This is a genomic window from Polaromonas hydrogenivorans (genome assembly GCF_040105105.1).
In the GTDB taxonomy this organism is placed as follows: Bacteria; Pseudomonadota; Gammaproteobacteria; order Burkholderiales; family Burkholderiaceae_C; genus Polaromonas; species Polaromonas hydrogenivorans.
The window spans coordinates 299,935-320,162 of record NZ_CP157676.1 but is presented as its reverse complement, the minus strand read 5'-3'; the positions used below and the strand labels follow the sequence as shown (position 1 = coordinate 320,162).

Genomic DNA, 20,228 nt, shown 5'->3' with positions numbered 1-20,228 from the left:
CGCCGCTACATAAATTCTGCCGCAACATAACCGGCGAACGCGTCGGCCTGCAAAGTGCCGGCAAAGCCTGCCAAGTGGCCCCTGGGATGCTCGCCCTTGCGGTCCGGGGAATACTCGAACCACACCGCTGGCGGCGACGCATCGCCGCCGGGACGGTCGTCGCGCGCATACACCCACAGCCGGGCCGTGCGCGTCGTGCCCCGGCCCGGGCTCAGGACTGGCACGGGCGTGTCATCGGTGTGGATCTTGCCCGCGCTCAGGACGTAGCGGCGCACGGCGTTGGCCAAAGGCTGGAGCAGCCGCGCCGCGCCGGCCACCCAGTCCGCCAGCGTGGAGCGCTCAACCACCACGCCCTGGCGGGCGTAGATCTGGCTCTGGCGGTAAAGCGGCAGGTGGTCGCAGAACTTGCCCACCAGTACCTGCGTGATCACGCCAGCGCCGGCCAAGCCGCGCTCGATCGGACGGCTCGGCGCGCTCGCCTGTACGATCGTGTGGCACTGGGCACACGCGAACCTGGGGCGCACGTGGCGCATGACCTTGAAGACACCGGGCTGGTACTCCAGCACTTCCGAGGCATCCTGGCCAATCTGGCGCAGCGCGGTTCCGCACCCCGGGCAGGTGCATTGTGGCGATGGAAGGTGCGTCACCTCCTGGCGCGGCAGGTGCCCGGGCAACTGCCGGGGGGCGGTGCGGCAGGCCGCCGCCTGGCGCTTGTGGCGGTCGTCCTCAAGGTCGACGACAGGGGCGCTTTGCACGGCCTGACCCGCTTCCCCCTTTGGTACGAGTGCAGCGCCAGGCGCCTTTACTGCTGACTGCGCGCTGTCCACCTTCTCGCTGGAGCGCCCGTAGCGCATGCGCCTGAGATGGAACAACTCCAGCGTGAGTTTGTCGATGGCCAGGCGCAGCGCGCCGATCTCCAGGTCACGCTGCGCGACGCCTTGCTCCAAAGCCTCGATTTGTTGCAGCAGCGCGTGTGAACTCATGGACACCACTTTGCCAGCAAAACCGGCGCGCCAACAGAAGGGGTTTCACGGTTGCGGGTAGTCCTTGCATGTGGTGTTGCGTCCACCCGCTTCCCTGCGCGCGCCCCTTGGGGGCGGACCATCCGTCCATCACCTCAGGCGGCGAGCGTGGGCTGCCAAGTGCGCACCGGCATGCGCCAGTCAATGCCTTCGAGCAGCATGGACAGCTGCGCCGGGGTGAGCGAGACCGCGCCGGCGTCGGCCTGCGGCCAGACGAAGCGACCCTTCTCCAGGCGCTTGGCAAACAGGCACATGCCCTGGCCGTCCCACCACAAGAGTTTGACGATGTCGCCGCGCCGGCCCCGAAAGACAAACACATGGCCCGAGAAGGGATCCTGGGCCAGCGCGCCTTGCGCCAAGGCGGCCAAGCCGTCAAAGCCTCGGCGCATGTCGGTCAGGCCTGCGGCCAGCCACACGCGGGTGCCCACCGGCAGGCCGATCATCCCGCGTCTCGCAGCGCCTGGAGCACGCAGCGCACGCTGTCCGGATCGACGCTGCCGCGCAGTCGCACGCGCGCACCGCCGAAATCGATCTCGATGATGCCAACTGCCGGTGCCCGCGCCGTTGGCGTTGGCGCTGGCGCTGGCGCTGGCAACTCGATGATCGCGCTTGCCGGTGGCAAGGGATCCAGCGTGACGGGCAGCAGTACGGCCTGCGCGGCGGGCTTGCGCCGCGCCGGGCGGCCAGCCTGTGCGCGCCGCCACTTGAACAGCAAGTTGGCATTGATGCCGTGCGCCAGCGCGATGGCTGCGACCGAGGCGCCGGCCTCTTCGGTCAGCTTGACGAGTTTGCGTTTGAAGGCCGCGCTGTGTCTGCGCTTGGTGGCCTTCAGAGGATTTCTGGGAGTTTCCATGGTGGTGTGCACTTGTCCGGGTTGAGTGCACACCATCGTGGTGGGCAACTCCCCGGATACTGCCCGGCGCATCACTCCCGCGCAAGAATGGTACTCGTCGTACGCTTACGGTAGTGAAGGCAACGAAACCCGCGCACTGAGAGCAGCGCGGAGTTTCATACCGGTCGTGCCGCCGCTAAAAAAACGCGTTGATTGTGGCAATACGACAAGACGCTGTACAAGCGACGCAATGAGGTCGAGATCTACCAGTCATACAACCTCCGTAACACTCAAATGGCGAATTCATCAATGGCTTTTGCCGATGCTGCGTTTCGCCGTGACCGCAGCCGCGCCAGATCCTGGGCCGTAGCGTGAACCAGCCAAAGCCGATGGGACTGGCTCATCACTTGCCTTGCCTGCAACTCGCCGCGACGAAGCCAGGAGAACAGGGTCGGCGCCGGCATGTCCAGCAGGTGGGACAGCTCGCCCAGCGTCCACTCATCGCTTTGCCTTTGGACCACCATCGCCGCAGGCGTTTGCTGCTTGGTGTGCAGTCCCATCCTGACCATTAAGGCTCCGACCATTGACGCGTTGAAAGTCTCACACCGCTTGGCCGGCCGCCAGCCCTCCTCGTTGAGCCGGCGCGCAATGCCAGATCGCGCATGGCCCTGGGCATGCAGCGCGGCCACGCGGGCCGTCAGTTCGGGATAGTAGCTGAGCTGATCGAGCCGCGCCACAGGACGCGTCAGCGTCCCTTGGGTGGCGTGACCACCGGCCCAGTGGATATGGACATCGACCTTCTCGCTGTCGTTTTGCACGGTGACCGTGACGCGCTCGATGAGTTGGCGCACGATGGCCTGGCGATCGGCCATGGTGGTGGTGGGAGCCTGCCAGAGCGCTGGAATATCTGCGGCCAGTCGGCGGATCGCCTCGCGCTGTTCGGCCGAAAGGCGGCAGGGATGCTCGGCCACAAAGCGTTCGTAGTCAGCCCTGAGCGCTGACTCGGCGTTCAGGGCGTCCTCCCACTGATGCTCCAGGGTGCGCGCCACCAGCCGGTGTTCAGGCTCGACGCACTGGTATTGCCGCGCGGCCCGCTCCACTTCGTAATGCGCCCGCTCCAGGCGCTGCTGCCAGTGCTGCTGCAACTGCGCGCGCTCAGCCTCGATCTGGTCGGCCACCTGCAGGCTGATCTCGAGTGCGGCCGGCTCCAGCGCGCGCAGCACCTGCTGCGCCACGAATGCATCGAGCGTGCGGCCCACCAGCGACTGGCACCGCGCCTGGCCATAATTGATCGCCATCTGAGCGCATTCGTAACGCAAAGAGTGTCCGCTGTTGCGATAGCTGGGCGCCATGCGCCGTCCGCAGCGTCCACAGATCAGCAAGCCCGACAGCAGTGATGGGCCATGGCGGATGGCGCTCATGCCCTGGGCATTGTTCATCTGCAGTTGATGCAGGTTACGCTCGTATTGTTCCCAGCTGATGTAGCTCGGCAAGCGATCCTTGTGCAGGACCCCCCATTGCAGCGCCCTGGCCACCACTCTGCCCGTGCCCGGGCGCCCCGGCTTGCAGCGCCGCAGATCGGTGGGCCGGCGTCCGTAGACATAGGCCCCCGCATAAATCGGGTTGTGAAGCAGATTACTCAGCGTCGCACGGTTGGGGCGACGCCATTGCAGGTCACCCTTGCGCAGGCCCCCGCGTAGCCGATCGGGCAACAAGACCTGGTGGCGCACCAGATACTGCAGCAGGCCATTGATGCTGCGCAGGCGTTCGAACTGGCTGAAGACCAGTGCAATGGTGCCCTGCACCTGCGCATCGGGATCCTTGGCAACCTCGCCGGAGAGTTGCCGGATGTAGCCGCGCGGCAGCGCCATGCCCAGCTCGCCGCGCTCGGCCTTGGCCCGCTTGCCCGCGAGCATGCGCTGCTTGATCAGGTACAGCTCGGCCTCGCTCATAGTGCCCTTCAAGCCCAGAAGCAGCCGGTCGTTGTAATCCGCCGGATCGTAAACGCCATCCCAGTCGCCGATGAGCGTGGCAAACAGCCCGCACACTTCAAGCAGCTGGTACCAGTCGCGGCACGAGCGCGCCAGGCGCGACATCTCAATGCCCAACACCAGTCCGACCCGGTTCAGGCTGACTTCGGTCACCAGGCGCTGAAAGCCGCTACGGCCCTGGGCGGTGCTGCCCGATTTGCCCAGGTCTTCATCGATGACCAGTACGTCAACGCGCGACCAGCCGAGCATCAGCGCGCGATCGACCAGCCCGTACTGCAGTCGGGTCGACTCGGGATGCCGCGTCATCTGCTGGGGTGTGGACTGGCGCACATACACCACCGCCAGCCGTTCATGATGGTGGCGGTGGATCTTGGGATGGGGCAACGATGGACTGCTTTCGTTCATGATTGGCCTCCTTTGACTGCGCTCCCGCTTGCCACTGCCGGCAGGCGATCTGGCTCAGGCGGCACACCACACTGCGCCGCGCTTGCAGCGGCAACCCGGTCCATATCTGCGTTTAGATCTGCGCTTGCATTGCTTGCCCGCCTTGCCAGCCAGCCTGCCAACCCGAGCAGGGCTTCACGACCCAATATGGGGGCGCTGTCAGCATCCATCAATCTTATGGCGGCATTATTGATGGTGCGTTGAGCAGTTGTTTCGCCGACTAAGAGGATCTAGCCAAGTGTTCACCCGTCATGACAAGCTCGACGTGATGTTCCTCGGCTTCATCACCAACACTCATCCTTGGGGGGCGCCCTCAATCCGACTTCGCACCCGAGTCAGTCACCACCCGAGCCCAACGTTTGTTTTCCTGTGCGACGAAGGCCTGGAATGCCTGCGGTGATGCGCTGGTATTGGGAATCACGGCTGCGGTTGTCAACTGCGCGCGCACTTGAGGGTTGGCCATGACCTTTTCGATGGCTGCATGCAGCTGGTCGATAATCGATTTTGGCGTGCCGGCTGGCGCGAAGATCCCCAGCCAGTTGACGGCAGAGAAGGACGGCAGACCTTCTTCCTGTACGGTGGGGACCTGCGGCAGGAAATCAACGCGCTTGTCGCTCGTCACCGCCAGTGGTTTTAGCCGACCATCCCTGATAAATGGGATGAGGGCGGTCAGGTCCATCGTGACCGCATTCACGTGACCGGCCAGGGTGTCGGTGATCGCTGGTCCGGCGCCCTTGTAGGCGACATGAATGATGCGACCCTTTGAAGCCTGCTTGAGCAACTCGATCGTCAGGTGTGGCAATCCACCGTTGCCTGAAGAAGAGATCGTCACGTCTTGTGTCTTCGACAGTTCGATCAATTCCTTGAACGATTTCACTGAAGTATTGGGGCCCACCGCCACAGCCTCTGGCGTCAAGCCAACGGTATTGATGGCCAAAAAGTCGCGATTGACGTCGAAGGGTAGCTTTCCCAGCGTGTGTGGCGCAATGACGAGAGGGCTTGCGCTGGACAGCATGAGTGTGTAACCGTCGGGCACAGACTTGGCGACCTGTCCGGCAGCGAGGATACCACTGGCGCCTGCACGGTTATCGACGATGACTTGCGCACCCAGAATTTCACTGAGCGCGGGGGTGATGATGCGCGCCACGATGTCATTTGAGCCGCCCGGTGGAAAGCCGACCACCAGCTTCACCGGCTTGGAGGGGTAATTCTTCTGTGCCCATGCGGGAAAGGCCAGTGCGATGGCTGCGAAGAGCGTTATACCGGTTGCTGCGCGAAGTGTCGCGCGTCGGGCAGGACTGCGCCTGGATAAGGCTGGAAATTTCATTTTTTGTCTCCTGTGGCAAGGGAGCAGCTCCAATCGTTGAAAACTCGGAGTGCTTACGGTCGCAAGTCTAGGCTCACCACTGCCTGGGCACCAACGATGTGATCTGAATACGGTTTTCGTTTTTGTTGAACCCAGAATCCCGCCTGGTAAACAAGAATACCCAATGCTTATCTGGCACCACACCCACACTGAACTTCCTTCGTTTCCGCACTACCAAACAACCCTCATGGACCGCGCCTGGCGGGTGATGCGTTTCCTGGATGCATCAATGCCGGGGGCGTGCCCCCTTGGGCAACGATCAGCCATCGTCCCGCTTGGCGTTGTTGTATCGGCTGAGGCCGCGCAATGATCGCGGTGCCTCTCACCCGGGTGCTGGTGCAAACGCTGCGCAGCCTCCACGGCGACATACTGGCGCCGCACGTTGTCCGTTCCACGAAACTGCATATCGCCGATTCGACGGGCATTGCACTGGCCGGCCGCCGCGAAGCGGTTCTCATGAGTATCTTGCTCGACGCCGTTGGGCCGCTCTCGGTGGGTGCGGCGCACGGCTGCAGCGTGTTAGGCGGCACGGAGCGCCTGCCTTTGCCTGCGGCGGCCTTCGCTAACGCCGCGCTGGCGCACCTGCTCGACTATGACGACATCCACGATCTTGCGCGCCTTCATCCGACGACGGTCACTTTCCCTGCTGCATTGGCAGCTGCCGAGCTGGTCGGTGCGCATGGCGACCGCATCGTGTCTGCCGTGGCACTCGGGAATGAACTCATGTGCCGTCTCGCTCTGCTGTGCAGTCCGACCGCCAAGGGGCCGGGGGCGGACTGGTTCCTGACGCAGCTATTCGGCTATGCAGGGGCCGCTCTCGCGGCCGGCATCGTTCTGGGGCTCACGGACGACGAACTTGTCTCGGCAATCGGCTTTGCCTACATGCAGTCCGCTGGTGGCAAGGAAGCTGGCTTTGGCGTGGGTTCCAACGCGCGTGCCATCTATCCGGCCTTTGCCGCCATGGGCGGGATGACTGCGGCTTTGCTGGCTCGTTCGGGCCTGGTCGGGCCCGAAGGCTCGCTTGACGGCGCTGCAGGTCTGCTGCGTATTTATCTGGGCCTGGAGTCAACCCCCGAGCTGCGCAAGCAGTTGCTTCAAACCGAGCGTTGGCATGCAACCGATACCTCGTTCAAGCCCTGGCCTTGCTGTCGACTGTCGCATCCTTATGTTGCTGCGGCATTGCAATTGCAGGCGCACACTGACTTCAGGAAAATCGAGCGCGTCGTAGTCAGCGTCAATGGCTCGGCGAACCGGCTCTGCCAGCCGCTTGCACAACGCCGCCGGCCGCAGACTTTGCAGGACGCAAAGTACAGCATCCCCTACATGACGGCATTTTCGCTTGTGCATGGCGAAGTCACGCTCGCCAACCTCCATGAAGCATCTCTTGCGGATGTAGCGGTGCTGGCGCTGGCCGACCGCATCGAGGTGGACGCCAGCTTGCCTGACAACCCAGGGCATCCGCCGGCCCGAATTCGCATCGAGTTACCGGGGGAGTCAAAAACCAGTGGTGAAATTTCTTCACCGCTGCTCGAGCTGGATACGTCGCAGGTCCATTCCAAGTTTATAGACTGCGCATCCTATGCCGGCCATGCCGACGCTCAAGGTCTATGGCGCATGCTGCTCGAACTTGAGCAGGTCAGCGCAGCCGATTTTCTGAATGCCGCCCGCATCCCGCCGTCGGCTTGAACGCGCTGCAAAACGAAAAATCTTTTCGCCCCGGTGGCCTGTTCACCCTGACGAGGTGGCGGCAAGATACCAGCATTCATCTTATTTGATTGCACTCAATGAACGCTCCAGACCCTACCCAAACCTCTTTCGATGTCGTCGTTGCTGGCTGCGGTGTAGCCGGCCTGTCCAGCGCAGTCGCCGCAGCCGAGACAGGCGCCCGTGTTGCGGTGCTTGAACGCGCCACGCGTGATGACCGCGGCGGCCAGAGCCGCTACACCGAAGCTTATCTGCGAATGAAGAGCCTCACGGAAGTCACCGATGATTTCGAAACGCACCTCGCCGAAAACGGCTCAGGAAGCATCGACCCCGAATTGGTGGAAGAAGCGGTATCGTCGCATCGCTCATCAATCGCTCGTGCGCTCAGCCTGGCTGATCCGGCCGTCATTGAGCGGTTCTCGGGCGCAGCCGGTGACACCATCGCCTGGCTTCAGGGGTTGGGCGCCCGCTTCGATTTTCTTCCTACGCAATTTTTGACCAGTTCCCAGCCGCGCCTTCTTCCCGTGGGTGGTGGACAGGCCTTGGTCGATGTTCTTGCAGCTCGCGCCGAAGCGCTTGGCGTCACGTTTTTCTACGAGACCGCAGCACAAGACCTGGTGATGGACGAGCGCGGAGAGGTTGTGGGCTTGCGTGCGATCGGGCGTGACAACGCGCGCCTCACCTTGCAAGGCGAGGTGGTGATCGCATGCGGTGGATTTGAAGGCAACGCAGAAATGATGACACGCTATATCGGACCTCGTTCGGTATACCTGCGGCCAGTCTGCAAGGGCGCCTACTACAACCGTGGCGAGGGCATTCGCATGGCGCTGGACATTGGCGCGGCCACCAGTGGTGACTTCGGCAGCTACCATGCCGAGCCGGTGGACCCGCGCTCGGGTGTATCGGAGCCGTCGGTTTTCATCTTCCCGTACGGAATCCTGGTCAACCGCGACGGCGAACGTTTCACCGACGAGGCACCCGGCTCGGTCGATGCGCATTATGAACCTGTGACGCGCCGCATCTACGAGCAGCGTGGCGGCACCGCCTGGACAATCCTTGATGCCCAGCATCTGCGCATTCCGAATTACAGACTCGGCATCCGCACCGACAAGCAGCCCGTCGTCGCCGACTCCATTGCCGCGTTGTCCGCGAAGATCGGCGTGCCGTCTCAGCGGCTGCAAGCCACTGTCGATGCCTACAACGCAGCCTGCCCCGAGGGCGAATGGCGTCCACTGGAAGTGGACGGACTGGCCACGAGAAATCTGACGCCGCCGAAGTCCAACTGGGCCCGCCCGCTCAACGAGGGACCATTTCACGCGTATCCCATCATCTCTGCCAATGTCTTCACCTTCGGCGGCCTGAAAGTGGATGAATCGGCACGCGTCGTCAACGCACAGGGCGATGCCATTCCCGGCTTGTACGCTGCTGGCGAAACGGTGGGCATGTACTACGGAAACTATACCGGCGCCACCTCTGTGCTCAAGGGCCTCGTATTCGGGCGCATCGCCGGTGGGGTCGCTGCAGCAAGGCGGTCAAAGCCATGACAGCCGCTTCATTCGAGGGGCGTGTGGCCCTGGTGACCGGCGGCATGGGGGCCATCGGCGCCGCTGTATGCGCAGCCTTGCGCGAGCGCGGAGCCCGCGTGGTGGCTGCCGACGGAGCGGCCGGAGCGGCTATTGACACTGTTGATCTGCAGGGCGCAACGCCTGCCGTGCGGCTTGATGTGACGAAGCGCGCAGAGATCGTGTCCCTGGTGTCGCGTATCGAGTCCACGCTGGGACCGGTCGACTTGCTGGTGAATGTGGCCGGCGTGGTGTCCTTTGGTGCTGCCCAGACCCTGGATGAAGCCGAGTGGGACCGCGTGATCGACATCAACCTGAAGGGGACCTTTCTGGCCTGCCAGGCAGTTGTTCCCGGCATGAAGCGCCTGGGTTTTGGGCGTATCGTGAACATCGGCTCCGTGGTCGGAAAGAACAGTGGCAATGCCCGGGCCTGGATCGACGCCGCCGAACAGCAGCGGGCGGGCAATGTAGCGTATGGCGTTTCGAAGGCCGGCGTGCATATGCTGACAGGCTTTTTCGCCAAGGAGCTGGCGGTTGACGGCATCACGGTTAACGCGGTTGCGCCCGGACCGATTGCCACCGCGATGACCACTTCTTTTCCGCCGCAGCTGCAGGCGTTGATTCCCGTAGGTCGCATGGGCACGGCAGCCGACGTGGCAGCGGCCATTCTTTTTCTCGCTGGCCGTGAGGCTGGCTTCATCACTGGCGAAGTTCTCGACGTGAATGGTGGCATGTGGTGTGACTGACACGCCTCCACGATCCTTCGCCTTTTTTCTTTCATCAAACCTATTTAATAAATCATGAAATCTATCTATCTCGTCCTCGACATGCAAAACGATCTCGTTCATGTGGATGGCCCGAACGGAAAATCACCGCTGGGCGAACAAGTGCGCGGCCGTCGCGTGATTGAGAACTCCGTCGCGGTGTTGGCAAAAGCACGTGAGGCGGGCGTGGCCGTGGGCTTTGTGCGTGTGGGTTTTTCAAGCGACTACCACGAGTGCCCAAAGAACTCGCCGGTTTTCGGCGGCGCACCCAAGATGGGCCTGTTCAAGCTGGGCTCCTTTGGCACCGAGATCCATCCGGCTCTGGAGCAACGTTCGGGCGATGTGCAGGTGGTCAAGCACCGGGTCAGTCCGTTTTACTCGACCACCCTGATGGCGCAGTTGAGTGCGCAGGGCATCCAGCGCATCTATTGCTCGGGCGTTTCAACGCAGGCGGTGGTGCAGGCAACGGTGCGCGATGCGCACGACCGCGACTTTGATGTCGTGGTGATCGAGGATGCGTGCTGCGCGCACAACGAGGAAGAGCACCGCAATTCAATGCAGAGCATTGCGCGCTTCTGCCGGGTCGTGAGCGCCGACACCGTGGACTTCTCAGCCTAAAGAAAGCGAGATCCTCATGGCCTTGAAAATCTGGCATCAGAGCTTTACGGTGCTCTCCGATCTGGGGGCTTACGATGCAGCCCTGCAAGCACATTTCCAGCGGGTCAGCCGCCCGGACACCGAGATCGTGATGCACGGCATGCGCAAAGGAACCTATCGGACCAACTATCCGGGCAACGATATCCGCCATGCGGCACTCCAACACCTGCACGCCACCCAGTTCATTGAGGCAGCACTGCGCGCGGAGCATGAGGGTTTTGATGCTTTTGCCATCAGCACACTGCCTGATCCGGCGCTGCGTGAGATCCGCTCACTGCTGAATATTCCCGTGGTGGGCTATGGTGAATCGGCCATGCTTTCATCGTGCTTGCTCGGTGCGCGTTTTGGCGTGCTGGTGTTCATCAATGAGCTGACCGATCTGATCGCCGACAATGCGCGCCGTTACGGCCTGCGTGAGCGTATGGTCGGCGTCTCGGATGTGGGTTTCAGGTTCGCCGACGTGCTGCAGGGGTTCTCGGACCCCAGTTCGCTGATCGAGCGCTTCCATGTAGCGGCGCGCTCGCAGATTGACGCAGGGGCCGAGGTCATCATTCCAGGCGAAGCGCCGCTGTGCGTACTGCTTGCGACCCATGGCGTGTCCAGCGTTGACGGTGTGCCTGTGCTCGACTCCTTGTCGTGCTGGATCAAGCATGCTGAAATGCTGGTCGACCTGTCGCGCCAGAGCGGTGTGGTGCGTTGCCAACGCGGCTACTACAACGAACCGCCGGAGCGCGAGCGTGTGCGCGAAGTGCTCGGTTTCTATGGCCGGCCCCTCGAATCAACCCCATCAAGGTGATTGCCATGAAGACCATACATACCCAATTGCTCGTCATTGGCGGCGGGCTTGCAGGCTTTGCCGCAGCACTTGAGGCTGCCGAACGTGGCGTCGACGTGCTGCTGCTTGAAAAACTGGAGGCGACGGGCGGCTCTTCTGCCATGAGTGGCGGGTGCCTGGCATTTGCCGGGACCGACCTGCAGGCGGCCAACGGTGTTGTCGATTCCGCCGAACTGCTCCAGCGCGATCTGCTCGAGGTCGGCAACCATGAGAACGACGCTGAAGTGGTTCAGGCCTACGTTGACAACCAGCTCGACACCTATTACTGGCTGCGGGGACACGGCGTCGAGTTCAGTCCGGTCATCGAGGCATCGTCGGGCCAGTCGGTGCCACGCGTGCACACGGTCGATCCTGCCGACACCGTGCGCCAGCTCGTTTCAAAGTGCCGTGCCAACGGCCGTGTTACCGTGATGACCTCGACAAAGGCATTGCGGTTGTTGCGTGACAGCGAGACATCGCCGGTCAAAGGCGTCATCGCTGAAGAACCGGAAGGCGAATTCATTCTGCTCGCGCGCGACGGCGTGCTGCTCGCCTGCGGCGGCTTTGGGCAGAATTCAGAGATGGTGCATCGCTTTGCGCCGCACTATGTCAACGCCGTTTTCGTCGGCGGAGACGGTAATGTGGGCGATGGCTTGCGAATGGCCTGGAAGCTCGGCGCCGACCTGCGGGACATGGCCTACATCAAGGGGACCTACGGCAAGCATCCGGTGGACATGCAGAACCACCACAGTTGCCTGGCGGTGTACAAGGGGGCTATTGCCGTTAACCAGGATGGTCAGCGATTTGTCGATGAATCAATCTCGTACAAGCTGCTGGGCGATGCCGTCATGAGTCAGCCTTACCACACATCCTTTCAGATCTTCGATCAGCCGATCTTCGAGAGTGGCGACGATCGCGTTCGAATCCTCGATTTTGGCCGCCGCCTGGAAGAAGGTTTGCTGATCAAGGCCGACACGCTAGAGGCACTGGCGCGCATGATAGAAGTGCCCCATGACGCGCTGCGCCAGACGCTCGACGCGTACAACCTGGGTGTGGACAACGGCGAAGATCCCGCTTTCGGACGCAAGGCGCTGGTTCATCATCATGGACGCCTCTGCCGTATCGAGACTGGGCCGTTCTATGCCTATCCCTCGACCGCTGCTGTGTTCGGTACCTACTGTGGTCTGCGCGTGGACGCATCCATGCGCGTGATCGACGTTTTCGACGCGCCTATCCCAGGGCTGTACGCGGCTGGCGAAGTGATGGGCGGATTCCACGGGGGCGCCTACATGACCGGATCGGCGCTTGGTAAGGCCGTGGTGTTCGGCCGCGTGGCAGCCAGGACCATGATTACCGCGCGAACCGCAGAGGCAGAGGTCGCTGGCCTGGCCTGATCACTCAGCGCTTGCCGATTGCGCGTACCTCGATGGCGCGATCGGTAAGCGGCGGCCTGCCTTGCAAGTCGAACACCTCCGTCAGGAAGTCGGTGAATGCGCGTACCTTTGCCGATGTGGCGCGCGACTTGGTAGTGACCGCATAAAATGTTTTTGCGGCCATCGTCCACTCTGGATAAATCTGCACCAACTCACCTGATGCGAGCGCGCGGTTCACAAAGATATCCAGCAGATGTACCACTCCGCCACCTTGGCAGGCTGCGAGTACAAGCGCGTCGCTGCTGTTCAAGTGCAACGGTCCTTGTGGATTTACTGTGATGTGCTCATCGCCGCGTGTGAGTTTCCATGAACCCGAACTGCGTCGCTCCTCAGACAGTACGCCCAGACAGCGCTTCGGGTCAAGATCCTTCGGATGAATGGGAAGTGTGGCCGCGACCGCTGCTGTGCAGCACACCTTGTACGATGTCTCGTAGATAGGCCGCGCGACCAGATCAGCATCTTCTACCCGGTCCATGCGGATGGCAATGTCGATGGCTCGCTCGATCAGGTGGTGCGGTTGATTGGTCAGCGTGACCGCAGTGGTGATTTGGGGATAGCGTGCAGCGAAATCCGACAGGGCAGGGCATACCAAGGCGTGGCCGATGGAGATCGGAATCTCGATGGTCAGCGGACCACGCAGTTGGCCCTGGCAAGTTTGCACCTCGGATTCCGCTTCTTCGACGACACGCAGCACTTCCTTTGCGCGGCTGAGGAAAAGCTCGCCTTCTTCGGTAAGATGAAGGCGCCGTGTATCGCGGTGGATAAGTGTCGCCTCAAGGTGACGCTCAAGATTGCGAATGCAGGTCGTCACCGTGGCGTTTGCGAGGTCAAGCGCCTCGGCGGCGCGCGAAAAGCTGCCGCATTCTGCGACACGCACAAAAACCTCCATTGCCCACAACCGATCCATAATGCGTTCCCTGTAGCACGCGAGCTGCATGCTCAACAGATAGGATAGTCGAGGTCAGGCTGGCTCTGCGGCAGTGGATTCTAAGCGATCAAGCAGGGCTGGCAGGATCTCACGCCAGTCGCCAACTGCACCTGCTTCGGCGACACTGAAGATTGGTGCGTCAGGATCCTTGTTGACCGCGATGATGGTCGTCTCGCTCGAAATGCCTGCCAAGTGCTGCAGAGTCCCCGAGATGCCGACCGCAAGGTAGATGCGGGGGGACACAAACTTGCCAGACTGGCCGATCTGCCGCGCAACCGGAATCCAGCCCGCATCCACCGTCGGCAGGCTGCCGCCGAGCGCGCCATTCAGGCGCTGCGCGATGTCGCGCAGCAAACCGAAACCTTCATCGCCTTGCATGCCTCTACCACCGCTGACAATGAGTTTGGCGCCTTCGAGGGACGGCAGCGCATCGGTTTGTTCAATCGACGTCACATCGCAGGCCTCCGGCAGTGTTCCCGATAGCGCCAGCGCATGCCGGTCAGGCGCGATGCACAGGGCACTTCGCTCCGGACGGGTTTCTGCCCGCAGGGTCGCGAAGCATTGAGCCTGCTGGGTGCGCAGGGTCAGCATGATACGGCCGCCATGACCTGCGCGATGCCCGATGACCGCGGCGCCGTCTATCTCCAACTTCATGCATTGGCCAAGCGCGGCGCCGTCCATGCGCCAGGCGAGAAGTGCCGCAACCTCAATACCGTCCGGTCCGGGGGGAAGCAGTACAAGGCGGGGCATCGTTGGTGCGAGTTGCGCCGCTGCAAGTGCTTGAGCGGCCAATTCGGCCAGGGAGTCGGTAGATAGTTGAACCAAACCGTCATGTACCACGTCCCACCATGTGGCATGCGCAGGCAGATCCGGCGCTGGTGTCACGTCGACCTGTGTGCCGCCGCGCAGGGCGACGATGTCCAGCGGACAGTGGTGGTCGCTGGACATCGCAGCGGCAGCGTTAAGCAGCGAGTGTTGTTCCGCGGCATCTTGCGTCGGCAACAGGACAACGACGATGCGGCGCATGGATGACATACTCATCGGGCGCTCCCGTGCGCGAGCAAGAGCTCAGCCAGCACATTCGCTTGCATCTGCGCGTTACCGGGCAGCATCCTGCAGGTGGTGGCTCGCGTGCGCACAGGTGCTGCGGCCAGCGCGGTGAGTTGAACGTTTCCAGGAATGGGTTCTGACAAATCGATCATCTTGAAAGTCATTTTTTTGGCAACCATTACATTTTTTAGCAAAGGATGGCGCAGCTTGCTGCGTGCATCATTGGTCACGCTCGCCACGGCGGGCAACGGTAACCGTACGCGTTCTTGTCGGGCACCGTTCTGACGTACCGCATGAATATGCACATTCTCGATTGCAATCGAAAAGACCAGCTTGGAATAGGCCATGCCAAGGGCTTGAGCGATGCATGCAGTCGTTGTCCCATCGTCACAGTCGCCAAATTCGCGACCGATCAGCACGAGCGAGGGCAACGGGTCAAGCGTTGACACGGCTGCTGCGCACGCGTGTGCCACGCCCAGGCTGTTCCAGCTGGGAATGTGCTGGATGTCCAGCCCGAATGTCTGATCGAGACGCAAGCTCGCCACGGTGCGAAGCAAGGGGTCGGTAGTCGAAGAGACCGGGACTACCGCAGTGATATGCACCGTGGGATCGGCGTCGCGCAGTTTCAGCGCGAGTTCGAGTGCGGCTTCATCGAATGGGCTTAACAATGGATGCGCAGCACGCAACGAATCGAGGGCTAAGGCATTGATGTCGCGTGGTAGCGGCAATTTAGGGTCTGCGATACCGCAGAGAAGTACCAAGATGTTCATAGCCACAGAGTCTGCCTGCGGGTGGCGCAGTCGCCAACTGCAAACCGGCGAAAAGTGAATTCGGACTGTTGCGCCTATTCAATATCACCTAATACTTCTTTCGCTTTGAGCCACTGTCGCCAGTCGCGCATAGCGCCTAGACTTTGACGCCTACAGAATGCGCTTTTACCGGCCTGGCCACGTCACCGCATTGACATGGCGTTTACGTGATTCACCTTGGAGACTGTCAATTGAGCCAATCCACCATCCCATGCACCGCAGGTGCCCGCTTTCGCCATGCTTTGGTGGCCGAAGCGCCGTTACAGATCGTCGGGGCCATCAATGCCAATCATGCGCTTCTCGCGCATCGCGCCGGCTACCAGGCGATCTACCTGTCGGGCGGTGGCGTGTCTGCCGGCTCGCTGGGGCTGCCTGACCTGGGCATCCTCACACTGGAAGACGTATTGATCGATGTCCGTCGCATCACGGATGTCTGCGATGTTCCGCTGCTGGTTGACATCGACACCGGCTTCGGGCCCAGCGCTTTCAATATCGCTCGTACCGTGAAGAGCCTTGTCAAGGCAGGCGCAGCGGCTTGCCACATCGAAGATCAAGTTGGCGCAAAGCGTTGCGGCCATCGGCCTGGCAAGGAGCTGGTGTCCTCGCAGGAGATGACGGATCGTGTAAAAGCGGCGGCCGATGCGCGAACGGATGCCACATTTTTCCTGATTGCCCGTACCGACGCCATTGTGCAAGAAGGCGTCGATTCGGCGATCGAACGCGCGATTCGTTGTGTGGAGGCGGGAGCCGACGGCATTTTTGCCGAAGCCGTTACAGATCTGGCCACTTACAAGCGCTTTGCTGAGGCGGTGAAGGTGCCGATCCTTGCAAACATCACCGAATTCGGACGTACGCCTCTGTTCACAGTGGAAGAGTTGCGCCAGAGCGGCGTGGGCATGGTGCTTTATCCGCTGTCGGCCTTTCGCGCCATGAACAAGGCTGCCGAAACTGTCTACCAGGCCATCCGGACGGAGGGTACGCAGCGCAGCGTCATCAATATGATGCAAACCCGTGAAGAGCTTTACGACCGTATCGGCTATCACGCCTTTGAGCAGCGGCTGGACGGGATTTTTGCCAACGACAAGGCCTGATTTGTTTCGCTGTGGTCAAGGTGATGCCCACAATCAATTTTGAACTTCTATCCAGTCAAGAAAGAATTATGAAAATCCTGGTCCCCGTCAAGCGCGTCGTCGACTACAACGTCAAGGTGCGCGTCAAGAGCGATGGCAGCGGCGTCGATATCGCCAATGTCAAGATGAGCATGAATCCGTTTGACGAGATCGCCATCGAGGAAGCGGTGCGCCTGAAGGAAAAGGGCATGGCCACCGAGGTGATCGCCGTCTCGTGCGGCGTGCTGCAGTGTCAGGAAACCCTGCGCAGGGCCATGGCCATCGGCGCGGACCGCGCCATCCTGGTCGAAACCGTCGAAGAGCTCCAGCCGCTGGCCGTGGCCAAGCTCCTGAAGGCGCTGGTCGATAAAGAACAGCCGCAGCTCGTCATCCTGGGCAAGCAGGCGATTGACGACGACTGCAACCAGACCGGCCAGATGCTCGCCGCGCTGCTGGGCTGGGGGCAGGCCACGTTTGCCTCGAAGGTCGAAGTCGAAGGCGGCGTGGCCCGGGTCACGCGCGAGGTCGATGGAGGCCTGGAAACGCTCTCGCTCACGCTGCCGGCGATCATCACGACCGACCTGCGCCTCAATGAGCCGCGCTACGTCACGCTGCCCAACATCATGAAGGCCAAGAAAAAGCCGCTGGAAAATCTCAAGCCCGAGACGCTCGGCGTCGATGTCAAGCCGCGCATCAAGACGCTCAAAGTCAGCGAGCCGCCCAAGCGCAGCGCCGGCATCAAGGTGCTTGATGTGGCCGCGCTGGTGGACAAGCTGCGCAACGAAGCCAAAGTCATCTAATTCAGAAGCAGAACAACGGAGCCCACACACCATGACCTCTTTAGTCATCGCAGAACACGACCACGCCAGCATCCGCCCCGCCACCCTGAACACCGTGACCGCTGCCAGCCAGTGCGGCGGCGAGGTGCATGTGCTGGTGGCCGGCCACAACGCCCAGGCCGCCGCGCAGGCTGCCAGCCAGATCGCGGGCGTCGCCAAGGTGATCCATGTCGATGGCGCGCACTTCGCCCACGGCCTGGCCGAGAACATGGCTGGTCAGGTCATCGCCATTGCCAGCGTCTACTCGCACCTGCTGTTTCCGGCCACGGCCTCGGGCAAGAACATCGCCCCGCGCGTGGCCGCGCTGCTCGACGTGGCGCAGATCTCGGACATCACCAAGGTCGATGCCGCTGACACTTTTGAGCGCCCGATCTACGCGGGCAACGCCATTGCCATCGTGCAGAGCCTGGACGCGGTCAAGGTCATCACGGTGCGCACGACCGGCTTTGATGCAGCGGCCAGCACGGGCGGCGCGGCAAGCATTGAAGTGGTCAGCGGCGTGGCCGACAGCGGCAAGTCCAGCTTCGTGGGCTCCGAGATCGCCAAAAGCGACCGCCCCGAGCTGACGGCGGCCAGGATCATCGTCTCCGGTGGCCGGGCGCTGGGCTCGAGCGAGAAGTTCCATGAAGTGCTGGAACCCCTGGCCGACAAGCTGGGCGCCGCCCTGGGCGCCTCCCGCGCGGCGGTCGATGCCGGCTACGCCCCGAACGACTGGCAGGTCGGGCAGACCGGCAAGATCGTCGCGCCCCAGCTGTACGTGGCCATCGGCATCTCGGGCGCGATCCAGCACCTGGCCGGCATGAAGGACAGCAAAGTCATCGTGGCGATCAACAAGGACGGTGAGGCGCCGATCTTTGGCGTCGCCGACTACGGGCTGGAAGCCGACCTGTTCGCCGCCGTGCCGGAATTGATTGCCGCGCTGTAGCACGTTCGTTTCTGCGCCAACCGTTTATCAACCTGCAACGCGACAGGACTGTCTCGCTTCAGTCGAGTCGAATATTGCTGGCGCGAATCACCTTGGCCCACTTGTCGCGCTCGCTCTTGGCATAGGCAGCCATCTGTGCCGGCGTGCTGGGAATCGCCTCCAGGCCGAGCGTCTGGAACCGCGCCTTGACCTCTGTCGTTTCCAGTGCCGCCAGCAATGCCTTGCTCAGCGCAGCCACGGCCTCCGGCGGCGTGGCGGCAGGCACCACCAGCCCTTGCCACGCATAGGCTTCAAAGCCCTTCAGGCCTTGTTCGGCCAGCGTGGGCAGGGTGTTGAAGGTGGCAATCCGTTTCGGGCTGGCGACGCCGATCGGAATCAGCCTGCCGGACTGGATGTGCTGGTAGCCGCTGGCGGTGTCAACGAACATCATCGGCACCTGCCCGCCGATCACGTCCTGCACTGCCGGTGCGGCGCCCCGGTAGCCCACATGCACCATCTTGAGCCCGCTGACCTCGCGGAACAATTCGGTCGCCAGGTGGTGCGGGCTGCCCGCGCCCGGCGTCGCGTAGTTCACGCCATTGGGTTGCTTCCTGGCCCAGGCCAGAAACTCCGTCAGGTTCTTCGCCGGCACGCTGGGGTTGACCACCAGGATCATCGGGAAGCGGGCCATCAGGCCAACCGGGGCAAAGTCCTTTTCGACGTTGTAGCTGAGCTTGGAGTACAGGGCCGGGTTGGCCGCCATCGTTGCCGTGTCGCCCGTCAGCATGACATAACCATCGGGCTTGGCCTTGGCGGCGTAGTCGGCGCCAATGTTGGTGGCGGCGCCAGGCTTGTTGTTGATGATGATGGGCTGGCCGAGCGTCTTGCCCATCGGCACTGACAGTATCCGGGCCACCACGTCCGAGCCTCCGCCGGCCGGGTAGGGCACGACCCATTCGATGGGCTTGTCGGGATAGGCCGCAGCCGCCGCGATGGGCAAAGCAAGTGTCGCGACGCTGATCCAGCGGCGCAGGGCGTGGGTATTTTTCATGGGGACTTCCAGTGATCGTTGACAAAAGGGCTTGCACCGGTCACCCAAAAGATGTAGCACCGGTCTGAAAAGGCTGGCGAATGATAATCAGACCTGGTTGCGCGCGCAACTAGGGTATGTACTCACGCCAACAACGAGCCGTTGTGTCAATAGAAGTTGAGTGCGCAACTACATTCATGCGCTTTACGACTACCTGGTGTTCATCTTCACCACCCATCGCCAATTGTTCTGACGGGCTCGCGCCAGCCTGCTGCGGGAGAAAAGAGTGCCGCTGCCCTCAGCGCAGAGAGGGGGTCATCGCACCCGACTCACTCTTCGAGCGAGCCGACAACCTCTGCGGCTTCCCGCGCATGGGCAACCAGGCGATCGAGCAGGTGATCCAATTGCGCGCGCTCTGCTGGACTGAGGCAAGAGACGATCTCGTCATTGCGGCGTTCGATCACGGTCATCAAACGCTGCCAGACAGGCTTGCCTCGGGCGGCCAGGGTCAGCACGACCCCACGCCCGTCCGTGGCACTGGCTTGCTTGTGCACCAGACCCAGATCGACCAGCGACTGCGCAGCGCGGCTGGCCTGAGCCTTGTTCAAGTTGGCCCGGTACGCCAGGTCCTTGACCGACAGCGGACTGAACGCGCCGATGGCCGCCAGGCACCGGCCCTCGCTGAACGGGATGCCGGCATCCAGCACATACGCGGCTTGGCTAACCCGGTCGGTCAGCTTGGACAGTGTGTGCAGGCGGTGGGTCATCGTGCGTTCGAGAGAAACCGGTTCAGTCATGGCAAGGGCTTGCAGAAGTAAACGTTGGGCGCATTGGTAACCAAACCGTGTACGTGAGGGACAAAAAGGGCAACAATTTTTACGACCCTTTTGACGGGTCCGAGGAGTCTGAAGCCTTTATGCCTCAAAACTAGTTGCGTACGCAACTAGGGAAACTACCAATCACAATTTAT

The 20,228-nt window shown here is 62.0% G+C and carries 19 protein-coding genes; 9 read left to right on the top strand and 10 right to left on the bottom strand.

Going from position 1 to position 20,228, the window contains the following annotated elements; translation table 11 throughout:
* Window positions 1-5: 5 nt before the first annotated feature.
* The 5 genes from tnpC to ABLV49_RS22385 form a co-directional block, all read right to left on the bottom strand.
* The gene (gene tnpC, locus ABLV49_RS22405) at window positions 6-983 is read right to left on the bottom strand and encodes an IS66 family transposase (protein WP_349282079.1); all 978 of its coding nucleotides are present in this window, start codon (window positions 981-983) and stop codon (window positions 6-8) included.
* A 134-nt stretch (window positions 984-1,117) separates the two neighbouring features.
* Complete coding sequence (gene tnpB, locus ABLV49_RS22400) at window positions 1,118-1,465, bottom strand: IS66 family insertion sequence element accessory protein TnpB (protein ID WP_349282077.1); 348 nt, start codon at window positions 1,463-1,465, stop codon at window positions 1,118-1,120.
* Window positions 1,462-1,875, bottom strand: coding sequence for an IS66-like element accessory protein TnpA (gene tnpA / locus ABLV49_RS22395; protein ID WP_349282075.1), 414 nt, complete (start codon window positions 1,873-1,875; stop codon window positions 1,462-1,464). Before tnpA ends, tnpB begins: the two co-directional genes overlap by 4 nt.
* Window positions 1,876-2,144: 269 nt before the next feature.
* Entirely contained in the window at window positions 2,145-4,250 is a 2,106-nt protein-coding gene (locus tag ABLV49_RS22390) for a recombinase family protein (protein WP_349282073.1), read from the bottom strand.
* Window positions 4,251-4,602: 352 nt separating this feature from the next.
* Window positions 4,603-5,616: a Bug family tripartite tricarboxylate transporter substrate binding protein gene (locus tag ABLV49_RS22385; RefSeq protein ID WP_349282071.1), complete on the bottom strand. Its 1,014-nt coding sequence runs from the start codon at window positions 5,614-5,616 to the stop codon at window positions 4,603-4,605.
* 345 nt (window positions 5,617-5,961) lie between these two features.
* On the opposite strand from ABLV49_RS22385, the gene ABLV49_RS22380 reads away from it, so the two are divergent.
* The 6 genes from ABLV49_RS22380 (at window position 5,962) to ABLV49_RS22355 (ending at window position 12,550) form a co-directional block, all read left to right on the top strand.
* On the top strand, window positions 5,962-7,341 hold the full coding sequence (locus tag ABLV49_RS22380; RefSeq protein ID WP_349282069.1) for an MmgE/PrpD family protein: 1,380 nt from the start codon (window positions 5,962-5,964) through the stop codon (window positions 7,339-7,341).
* A gap of 98 nt (window positions 7,342-7,439) precedes the next feature.
* The gene (locus ABLV49_RS22375; RefSeq protein ID WP_349282067.1) at window positions 7,440-8,903 is read left to right on the top strand and encodes an FAD-binding protein; all 1,464 of its coding nucleotides are present in this window, start codon (window positions 7,440-7,442) and stop codon (window positions 8,901-8,903) included.
* Window positions 8,900-9,667, top strand: a complete 768-nt coding sequence (locus ABLV49_RS22370) for an SDR family NAD(P)-dependent oxidoreductase (protein WP_349282065.1) — start codon at window positions 8,900-8,902, stop codon at window positions 9,665-9,667. The genes ABLV49_RS22375 and ABLV49_RS22370 overlap by 4 nt, the downstream gene beginning before the upstream one ends.
* Before the next feature lie 54 nt (window positions 9,668-9,721).
* Complete coding sequence (locus ABLV49_RS22365) at window positions 9,722-10,303, top strand: cysteine hydrolase family protein (protein ID WP_349282063.1); 582 nt, start codon at window positions 9,722-9,724, stop codon at window positions 10,301-10,303.
* Window positions 10,304-10,319: 16 nt separating this feature from the next.
* Window positions 10,320-11,138, top strand: a complete 819-nt coding sequence (locus ABLV49_RS22360; RefSeq protein ID WP_349282061.1) for an aspartate/glutamate racemase family protein — start codon at window positions 10,320-10,322, stop codon at window positions 11,136-11,138.
* Window positions 11,139-11,143: 5 nt separating this feature from the next.
* The gene (locus ABLV49_RS22355; RefSeq protein WP_349282059.1) at window positions 11,144-12,550 is read left to right on the top strand and encodes an FAD-dependent oxidoreductase; all 1,407 of its coding nucleotides are present in this window, start codon (window positions 11,144-11,146) and stop codon (window positions 12,548-12,550) included.
* A 4-nt stretch (window positions 12,551-12,554) separates the two neighbouring features.
* On the opposite strand, the gene ABLV49_RS22350 is transcribed toward ABLV49_RS22355, so the two are convergent.
* From ABLV49_RS22350 to ABLV49_RS22340, 3 genes are read right to left on the bottom strand one after another with little or no spacing between them, the layout of a single operon-like run.
* Window positions 12,555-13,526, bottom strand: coding sequence for a LysR family transcriptional regulator (locus tag ABLV49_RS22350; protein WP_349282057.1), 972 nt, complete (start codon window positions 13,524-13,526; stop codon window positions 12,555-12,557).
* Window positions 13,527-13,550: 24 nt separating this feature from the next.
* Window positions 13,551-14,558 carry an electron transfer flavoprotein subunit alpha/FixB family protein gene (locus ABLV49_RS22345; RefSeq protein ID WP_349282055.1) on the bottom strand — a complete coding sequence of 336 codons (1,008 nt, stop codon included), beginning with the start codon at window positions 14,556-14,558 and terminating at the stop codon, window positions 13,551-13,553.
* A complete protein-coding gene (locus ABLV49_RS22340) occupies window positions 14,555-15,337 on the bottom strand; it encodes an electron transfer flavoprotein subunit beta/FixA family protein (protein WP_349282054.1) in 783 nt (260 codons plus the stop codon). The genes ABLV49_RS22345 and ABLV49_RS22340 overlap by 4 nt, the downstream gene beginning before the upstream one ends.
* Before the next feature lie 230 nt (window positions 15,338-15,567).
* Here ABLV49_RS22340 and prpB point away from each other — a divergent pair, with 230 nt between their 5' ends.
* From prpB to ABLV49_RS22325, 3 genes are all read left to right on the top strand, one after another.
* Window positions 15,568-16,467 carry a methylisocitrate lyase gene (gene prpB, locus ABLV49_RS22335; RefSeq protein WP_349282052.1) on the top strand — a complete coding sequence of 300 codons (900 nt, stop codon included), beginning with the start codon at window positions 15,568-15,570 and terminating at the stop codon, window positions 16,465-16,467.
* A gap of 68 nt (window positions 16,468-16,535) precedes the next feature.
* Entirely contained in the window at window positions 16,536-17,285 is a 750-nt protein-coding gene (locus tag ABLV49_RS22330; protein ID WP_349282050.1) for an electron transfer flavoprotein subunit beta/FixA family protein, read from the top strand.
* 31 nt (window positions 17,286-17,316) lie between these two features.
* A complete protein-coding gene (locus ABLV49_RS22325; RefSeq protein ID WP_349282048.1) occupies window positions 17,317-18,249 on the top strand; it encodes an electron transfer flavoprotein subunit alpha/FixB family protein in 933 nt (310 codons plus the stop codon).
* A 58-nt stretch (window positions 18,250-18,307) separates the two neighbouring features.
* On the opposite strand, the gene ABLV49_RS22320 is transcribed toward ABLV49_RS22325, so the two are convergent.
* Together ABLV49_RS22320 and ABLV49_RS22315 are read right to left on the bottom strand one after the other, a co-directional pair.
* Entirely contained in the window at window positions 18,308-19,279 is a 972-nt protein-coding gene (locus ABLV49_RS22320) for a Bug family tripartite tricarboxylate transporter substrate binding protein (protein ID WP_349282046.1), read from the bottom strand.
* 308 nt (window positions 19,280-19,587) lie between these two features.
* Window positions 19,588-20,055, bottom strand: a complete 468-nt coding sequence (locus ABLV49_RS22315) for a MarR family winged helix-turn-helix transcriptional regulator (RefSeq protein WP_349282044.1) — start codon at window positions 20,053-20,055, stop codon at window positions 19,588-19,590.
* Window positions 20,056-20,228 lie beyond the last annotated feature (173 nt).

What these genes read in the sequence shown, in the direction of transcription:
- ABLV49_RS22350 (WP_349282057.1), bottom strand. Translation starts at nt 13,526, where the DNA reads ATGCAGCTCGCGTGCTACAGGGAACGCATTATGGATCGGTTGTGGGCA.
- ABLV49_RS22375 (WP_349282067.1), top strand. Translation starts at nt 7,440, where the DNA reads ATGAACGCTCCAGACCCTACCCAAACCTCTTTCGATGTCGTCGTTGCT.
- tnpC (WP_349282079.1), bottom strand. Translation starts at nt 983, where the DNA reads ATGAGTTCACACGCGCTGCTGCAACAAATCGAGGCTTTGGAGCAAGGC.
- ABLV49_RS22385 (WP_349282071.1), bottom strand. Translation starts at nt 5,616, where the DNA reads ATGAAATTTCCAGCCTTATCCAGGCGCAGTCCTGCCCGACGCGCGACA.
- ABLV49_RS22380 (WP_349282069.1), top strand. Translation starts at nt 5,962, where the DNA reads ATGATCGCGGTGCCTCTCACCCGGGTGCTGGTGCAAACGCTGCGCAGC.
- ABLV49_RS22390 (WP_349282073.1), bottom strand. Translation starts at nt 4,250, where the DNA reads ATGAACGAAAGCAGTCCATCGTTGCCCCATCCCAAGATCCACCGCCAC.
- ABLV49_RS22345 (WP_349282055.1), bottom strand. Translation starts at nt 14,558, where the DNA reads ATGAGTATGTCATCCATGCGCCGCATCGTCGTTGTCCTGTTGCCGACG.
- ABLV49_RS22325 (WP_349282048.1), top strand. Translation starts at nt 17,317, where the DNA reads ATGACCTCTTTAGTCATCGCAGAACACGACCACGCCAGCATCCGCCCC.
- ABLV49_RS22330 (WP_349282050.1), top strand. Translation starts at nt 16,536, where the DNA reads ATGAAAATCCTGGTCCCCGTCAAGCGCGTCGTCGACTACAACGTCAAG.
- ABLV49_RS22370 (WP_349282065.1), top strand. Translation starts at nt 8,900, where the DNA reads ATGACAGCCGCTTCATTCGAGGGGCGTGTGGCCCTGGTGACCGGCGGC.
- ABLV49_RS22320 (WP_349282046.1), bottom strand. Translation starts at nt 19,279, where the DNA reads ATGAAAAATACCCACGCCCTGCGCCGCTGGATCAGCGTCGCGACACTT.
- ABLV49_RS22340 (WP_349282054.1), bottom strand. Translation starts at nt 15,337, where the DNA reads ATGAACATCTTGGTACTTCTCTGCGGTATCGCAGACCCTAAATTGCCG.
- ABLV49_RS22365 (WP_349282063.1), top strand. Translation starts at nt 9,722, where the DNA reads ATGAAATCTATCTATCTCGTCCTCGACATGCAAAACGATCTCGTTCAT.
- ABLV49_RS22315 (WP_349282044.1), bottom strand. Translation starts at nt 20,055, where the DNA reads ATGACTGAACCGGTTTCTCTCGAACGCACGATGACCCACCGCCTGCAC.
- ABLV49_RS22355 (WP_349282059.1), top strand. Translation starts at nt 11,144, where the DNA reads ATGAAGACCATACATACCCAATTGCTCGTCATTGGCGGCGGGCTTGCA.
- tnpB (WP_349282077.1), bottom strand. Translation starts at nt 1,465, where the DNA reads ATGATCGGCCTGCCGGTGGGCACCCGCGTGTGGCTGGCCGCAGGCCTG.
- ABLV49_RS22360 (WP_349282061.1), top strand. Translation starts at nt 10,320, where the DNA reads ATGGCCTTGAAAATCTGGCATCAGAGCTTTACGGTGCTCTCCGATCTG.
- tnpA (WP_349282075.1), bottom strand. Translation starts at nt 1,875, where the DNA reads ATGGAAACTCCCAGAAATCCTCTGAAGGCCACCAAGCGCAGACACAGC.